The 6,272-nt window shown below is 38.8% G+C and carries 5 protein-coding genes; 3 read left to right on the forward strand and 2 right to left on the reverse strand.

The window, feature by feature from the left end; genetic code table 11:
• Positions 1–21 precede the first annotated feature (21 nt).
• Positions 22–384: a ribosome hibernation-promoting factor, HPF/YfiA family gene (gene hpf / locus BTO22_RS02115; RefSeq protein WP_060992389.1), complete on the reverse strand. Its 363-nt coding sequence runs from the start codon at positions 382–384 to the stop codon at positions 22–24.
• A gap of 358 nt (positions 385–742) precedes the next feature.
• On the reverse strand, positions 743–1,468 hold the full coding sequence (gene bamD / locus BTO22_RS02120; protein WP_105055539.1) for an outer membrane protein assembly factor BamD: 726 nt from the start codon (positions 1,466–1,468) through the stop codon (positions 743–745).
• A gap of 161 nt (positions 1,469–1,629) precedes the next feature.
• Here bamD and rluD point away from each other — a divergent pair, with 161 nt between their 5' ends.
• From rluD to clpB, 3 genes are all read left to right on the forward strand, one after another.
• Positions 1,630–2,604: a 23S rRNA pseudouridine(1911/1915/1917) synthase RluD gene (gene rluD / locus BTO22_RS02125; protein ID WP_060992388.1), complete on the forward strand. Its 975-nt coding sequence runs from the start codon at positions 1,630–1,632 to the stop codon at positions 2,602–2,604.
• Positions 2,605–3,336: a peptidoglycan editing factor PgeF gene (gene pgeF / locus BTO22_RS02130; RefSeq protein ID WP_105054089.1), complete on the forward strand. Its 732-nt coding sequence runs from the start codon at positions 2,605–2,607 to the stop codon at positions 3,334–3,336. It abuts the gene before it with no gap.
• 95 nt (positions 3,337–3,431) lie between these two features.
• Positions 3,432–6,017, forward strand: coding sequence for an ATP-dependent chaperone ClpB (gene clpB / locus BTO22_RS02135; RefSeq protein ID WP_105054090.1), 2,586 nt, complete (start codon positions 3,432–3,434; stop codon positions 6,015–6,017).
• The last annotated feature ends 255 nt before the right edge of the window (positions 6,018–6,272 follow it).

Below are 6,272 nucleotides of genomic sequence, written 5' to 3' on the forward strand. Positions count from 1 at the left end.
ACGTTTGAGTTAACAATTTAATTACTGTTCGTATTCCTCTTCTAGGTCAACTTCTGGCTCTTCAACGATAGGTGCTTGAGCATGAGTTGCTCGGCGAGCCTCGCCTTTGTGTTGTAGCTTATCTAGTTGGCGTTCTAGTTTTTGGTACATCTCTCTAATTGCACCGAATAGGTCTTCTTGTTCTGCCGAGGCTGCAACTTTGCCACCTGCAATAGTTGCTTGCGCTTCTACCTTATGTTTGCCATTTGCGCGCTTTGTAACACTAGCGTGACGACCAATAATGTCTAGATTTCTTTTTTCTTCTAGTTTTTTAAATTTCCCTTCAATACGTTCACGGATGCCTGGAGTGATGTCGATGTTGTTACCAGTGATTTCTACTTTCATATGATTTTCCTCTCTCTTGCCCCGTTTGGCATGTATTCAGATTACGGATCCACAGTAAAAATAAAGTGATCTAGATCACTATTTTAAAGTGTTTTGTGGAGAAGGTGGTTGAATGTGATCTCAGGCAAGCCATTCAGATTTTTTTTGAAAAAAAACTTGATGAATTGGGTAAAGTAGGTAGATTGAAAGGGTTGGTTACTAGAAATTCTTGTTTTTAGGGCTTTACCTCAACCTATTGTTTTGTATGGTTAATTTTTAGCCTTGTAGGTTTTGTGAGTTTGAGTATTTCAGAACAAGCAGAGACATAAAAAAGCCGCACTTTATTTTAAGTGCGGCTTTTTGTTTTTACTGAACTCTGTTATTTAGGGTTCAATGCAATTAATTCTTCAGTGCGTTTTATTGCATCATCCAATTTTAATTCTTTATATGCAGCTAGCATTATCGTTAGCGACTTTCTTGCCGCCTCTGTATCTGGATAAGTTCGTTGCAGTTCTTGACTGCGCTTTATTGCAGAAATCCACGCTTCTCGACGTAAATAGAAATCAGCTGTCGCGAATTCATATTCAGCTAAACGGTTTTTTAATGAGAACATACGTGTTTGGGCATCTTCTGCATAAAGGCTATTTGGATAACGATCAAGTAATCGCTTAAAATCTTTAAATGCGGCACGTGCTGGTTCTGGATCTCGGTCTGAACGGTCGACTCTAAAAAGATCATGCATGAAGCTTCGGTCTTGAGCCATATGAGTCAGTCCACGCATATATAATACCCAGTCTGCTTTCGGATGAGTTGGATTTAAACGATTAAAGCGTTCAATGGTGGCTAAGCCTAAAGCGAGGTCATCATTTTTGTAATATACATAAATTAGATCGAGTTGAACTTGCTCAGAGTAGGCCCCAAAAGGATAACGAGAATCTAGAGCTTCAAGGCGTTCTATCGCACTTGTCCAATTACCTGCCTGTAAAGAGATTTGAGCTTGGGAATATAATTCTGATGGTGGGATATCAGGGATTACATCATCACTGCTTGAGCAACCCACCAGTAAAGATACGGCTAATAATGAAGAAAGTGTTAAGCGTTTCATGCTTGAAAATGATCCTTGACTAAAAAAACTGAAGTTATCCATTACGAAATCCGTCGTTAACAGATACAATGGCAGATAGTTTATTTCACTTACAGTGTTGATGATACCAAATATGACGTATTTGTTTGGTATTAGTACCACTAATTTAAAAAAAGTTCGATATGGCACAACAAATAGAGTTAACAAGTACAGTAAAAGAAAGTCAACTAGGCCAGCGTTTAGATCAAGCTGCTGCAGAGTTGTTTTCTGATTTCTCTCGTTCACGCATTAAAGAGTGGGTATTAGCGGGTAAAATTTCCGTTAACGGTGAAGTTATCACTAAAGCTCGTGTAAAAATGATGGGCGGAGAAGAAATTTCAGTTAAAGCGGAGTTAGAAGATGAGCAGCGTTGGTTAGCTCAAGATATTCCTCTTGATATCGTTTATGAAGATGATGATTTATTAGTAATTAATAAACCTCGTGACTTCGTTGTACATCCAGGTGCTGGTACGCCGGATAAAACGGTACTAAACGCATTGTTATTTCATTACCCAAGCATCGCAGAGGTACCTCGTGCAGGTATCGTGCACCGTTTAGATAAAGACACTACAGGTTTAATGGTAGTAGCGAAAACAGTACCAGCTCAAACACGTTTAGTTCGTGCGCTGCAAAAGCGTAAGATCACTCGTGAATATGAAGCCGTAGTATTAGGTCGTATGACGGCTGGTGGCATGATTGAAAAACCAATCGGACGTCACCCTCAAAAACGTACGTTAATGGCTGTACATGAATTAGGTAAAGATGCGGTAACACATTATCGTGTTGCTGAGCATTTCCGTATCCATACGCGTTTACGTTTACGTCTTGAAACAGGTCGTACTCACCAAATTCGTGTGCATATGTCTTATCTACAACATCCACTGGTAGGTGATACTGCTTATGGTGGTCGTGCTCGTATCCCTAAAGGTGCGTCACAAGAATTAATTGACATGATCCGTGGCTTTAATCGTCAAGCGCTTCATGCTGCAATGCTACGTTTTGACCATCCAATTACAGGTGAGGTCATGGAGTTCCATGCGCCAATTCCTGATGACATGATTGCTCTATCTCAAGCTTTACGTGACGATGAACGTCTATTGCATGAGGATGAGTATTAAATGTCACTATTGTCGCCAAAATGGTCCGCTCCTAAAAATATTAACGTAGTTAGTACGACTCGTTTAGATGGTGTGTCTAAAGCCCCATTTTCGAGTTTAAATTTAGGTGATCATGTTGGCGATAATCATAATGATGTTGTGCTCAATCGTGAAAAACTGATTACGTTGGCGCAGTTACCTACTGCACCAACGTGGTTAAATCAGATTCATTCAACCAAAGTTATTACCCTTCCTCATTTAGATTTAATGAATCCTCCTTCTGTTGATGCTGCATATACAAATACAGCAAATCAAGTATGTTGTGTAATGACAGCAGATTGCTTGCCTGTGGTTATTTGTAACAAGGAAGGAACAGAAGTTGCAGCTGCTCATGCTGGATGGCGTGGCCTTCTTGATGGTATTTTAGAAAATACAGTAGAGCATTTTTCTTCGAATGAGCTTATTGCATGGTGTGGACCAGCTATTGGCCCTACTGCATTTGAAGTCGGTAATGAAGTTAAGCTACAGTTTTGTGAGCAAGACCCTCAAGCGATAAACGCTTTTATTCCAAGTCATAATCCAGACAAATGGCTAGCTAATTTAGAACTACTTGCTACTCAACGCTTACAGAGTGTTGGTGTTCAAGAGGTTTATTATTCAAACCTTTGTACTTATTCAAATACAGAACAATTTTTCTCTTATAGAAAAGAGGGAGAAACAGGTCGCCAAGCAACCTTAATTTGGTTCGAATAATCTCTTTTATTTCCATTCCTCTTAGTTGATTTCTAAAGCACGAAACCCCATTTAAGAAGTAATAGTTACTTACTTTTCTTCTCTAGGAGAGGGTTATGCGTTTAGATCGATTTACCAGTAAATTTCAAATCGCCATTTCAGATGCTCAATCATTAGCATTGGGTCAAGATCATCAATATATAGAGCCAACCCATTTAATGGTGGCGTTATTAAATCAAGATGGCAGTACTATCAGACCACTACTGACATTACTTAATATTGATGTAACTCAACTTCGTTCAAAGCTATCTGAAATCCTAGACAAGGCTCCAAAAGTAACAGGTATTGGCGGTGATGTGCAGTTGTCATCAAACATGGGCGTTATTTTTAATTTGTGTGACAAAATCGCTCAGAAACGCAAAGATGCTTATATTTCTTCTGAAATATTCATGCTTGCAGCTATTGAAGATAAAGGACCATTAGGTAATTTATTCAGAGAGTTTGGACTTACAGAAACTAAAATTTCAAAATCTATTGATGAAATACGTGGTGGCGAGAAAGTAAATGATCAAAATGCAGAAGAAAAGCGTCAAGCATTAGAAAAATTTACCGTTGATCTTACTGAACGAGCAGAGCAAGGAAAACTGGATCCTGTTATTGGTCGTGATGATGAAATACGCAGAACGATTCAAGTTCTCCAAAGACGAACTAAAAATAATCCCGTAATTATCGGCCAACCAGGCGTTGGTAAAACAGCGATTGTCGAAGGTTTAGCTCAACGTATTATCAATGGTGAGGTTCCTGAAGGCTTAAAACATAAAAGAGTATTGTCTTTAGATATTGGCGCATTGGTTGCAGGTGCTAAATTTCGAGGTGAATTTGAAGAGCGATTAAAAGCGGTTTTAAATGAGCTTGCAAAAGAAGAAGGTAATATCATCCTCTTTATTGATGAAGTTCATACCATGGTTGGTGCTGGTAAAGGTGAAGGCTCAATGGATGCAGGAAATATGCTTAAACCAGCTTTAGCTCGTGGTGATCTGCATTGCGTCGGTGCAACAACTCTTGATGAATATCGTCAATATATAGAGAAGGATCCAGCATTAGAGCGAAGATTCCAAAAGGTCTTAGTGGATGAGCCTACAGTAGAAGATACCATCGCTATCCTACGTGGATTGAAAGAGCGTTATGAAATTCATCATCACGTTGAAATTACCGATCCTGCAATTGTGGCAGCAGCAACATTGTCTCATCGCTATATATCTGACAGACAATTACCGGATAAGGCAATTGATTTGATCGATGAAGCCGCATCGAGTATTCGAATGGAAATCGATTCTAAGCCTGAATCACTAGATAAACTTGATCGTAAAATTATCCAGCTAAAAATAGAGCAACAAGCCTTAGTTAAAGAGAGTGATGATGCTAGCTTAAAACGTTTAGACTCATTAAATCTTGAATTAAGAGAGAAAGAGCGAGATTACTCTGAACTAGAAGAAGTTTGGAAAGCAGAAAAAGCAGCACTTTCTGGAACTCAACATATAAAAACAGAGTTAGATACAGCAAGAAGTAATATGGACATTGCTCGACGTGCAGGCGATTTGAATCGTATGTCTGAATTGCAATATGGGCGTATTCCAGAGTTAGAAAAGCAATTGGATCTTGCCGCTCAAGCTGAAATGCAAGAGATGAGCTTATTAAAGAATAAAGTAACAGACAGTGAAATCGCAGAGGTTCTTTCTCGTCAAACTGGCATACCGGTTAATAAAATGCTTGAAGGGGAAAGAGATAAGCTATTAAAGATGGAAGGTGAACTACATAAGCGAGTGATAGGACAAGGAGAAGCGGTTGAAGCGGTATCCAATGCCATTCGACGCAGCCGAGCTGGGCTTTCAGATCCTAACCGCCCAATAGGGTCATTTTTATTTTTAGGTCCAACAGGTGTAGGTAAAACTGAACTTTGTAAATCATTAGCTAACTTTATGTTCGATAGTGAAGATGCGATGGTCCGTATTGATATGTCGGAGTTTATGGAAAAACATTCAGTCGCTCGATTAGTTGGCGCTCCTCCAGGATATGTTGGATATGAAGAAGGTGGGTATTTAACTGAAGCGGTTAGACGTAAACCTTACTCGGTCTTATTACTTGATGAAGTAGAGAAAGCACATCCAGATGTATTCAATATACTTTTGCAAGTCTTGGATGATGGTCGACTCACTGATGGTCAAGGCCGAACGGTAGATTTTAAAAATACCGTGATCATTATGACCTCTAATTTAGGCTCAGATAAAATCCAGCAACATTTTGGAGAGCTAGATTATGAGGGAATTAAAGCGTTGGTAATGGAAGTTGTTGGCCAGCACTTTAGACCTGAGTTTTTAAATCGAGTTGATGAAACCGTTGTTTTCCATCCGTTAGGCCAAGATCATATTAAGAATATTGCTTCTATTCAGTTGCAACGTTTGGAAAAACGATTAAATGAAAAAGACTATCAATTAGAAATATCAAATGAAGCTCTAGACTTAATTGCTGAAGCAGGGTTTGATCCAGTTTATGGCGCAAGACCATTAAAACGAGCGATTCAGACTTATATAGAGAACCCGTTAGCCCAAGACATTTTAAGTGGCAAATTAAGAACTGGTGAAGCGATTAAACTAAAGGTGAAAGATAATCATCTAATTACCACTCAAAATGACGACTTTTGATGGGTAAATAAGCGGGTTGGGTTAATTTTAATCACTTAAACTGTTTTTTTGTTGTTTTACTAAAAAACAGTTGCATGATATTAAAGACTCTCTATAATGCCGCCTCACTGACATGGAACGGATGAGTTAAATCTAAGTTTAATGTTTAGTGAGGTTGTTTTAATTATTTATTAAGTTAAGTGCTTGACACTTAATATTAAGTAAGTATTATGACCGTCCGCTTCAAGAGAAAGCCGAAAGGCTTCGAAACTTGAA

Source organism: Aliivibrio sifiae (assembly GCF_002954705.1).
In the GTDB taxonomy this organism is placed as follows: Bacteria; Pseudomonadota; Gammaproteobacteria; order Enterobacterales; family Vibrionaceae; genus Aliivibrio; species Aliivibrio sifiae_A.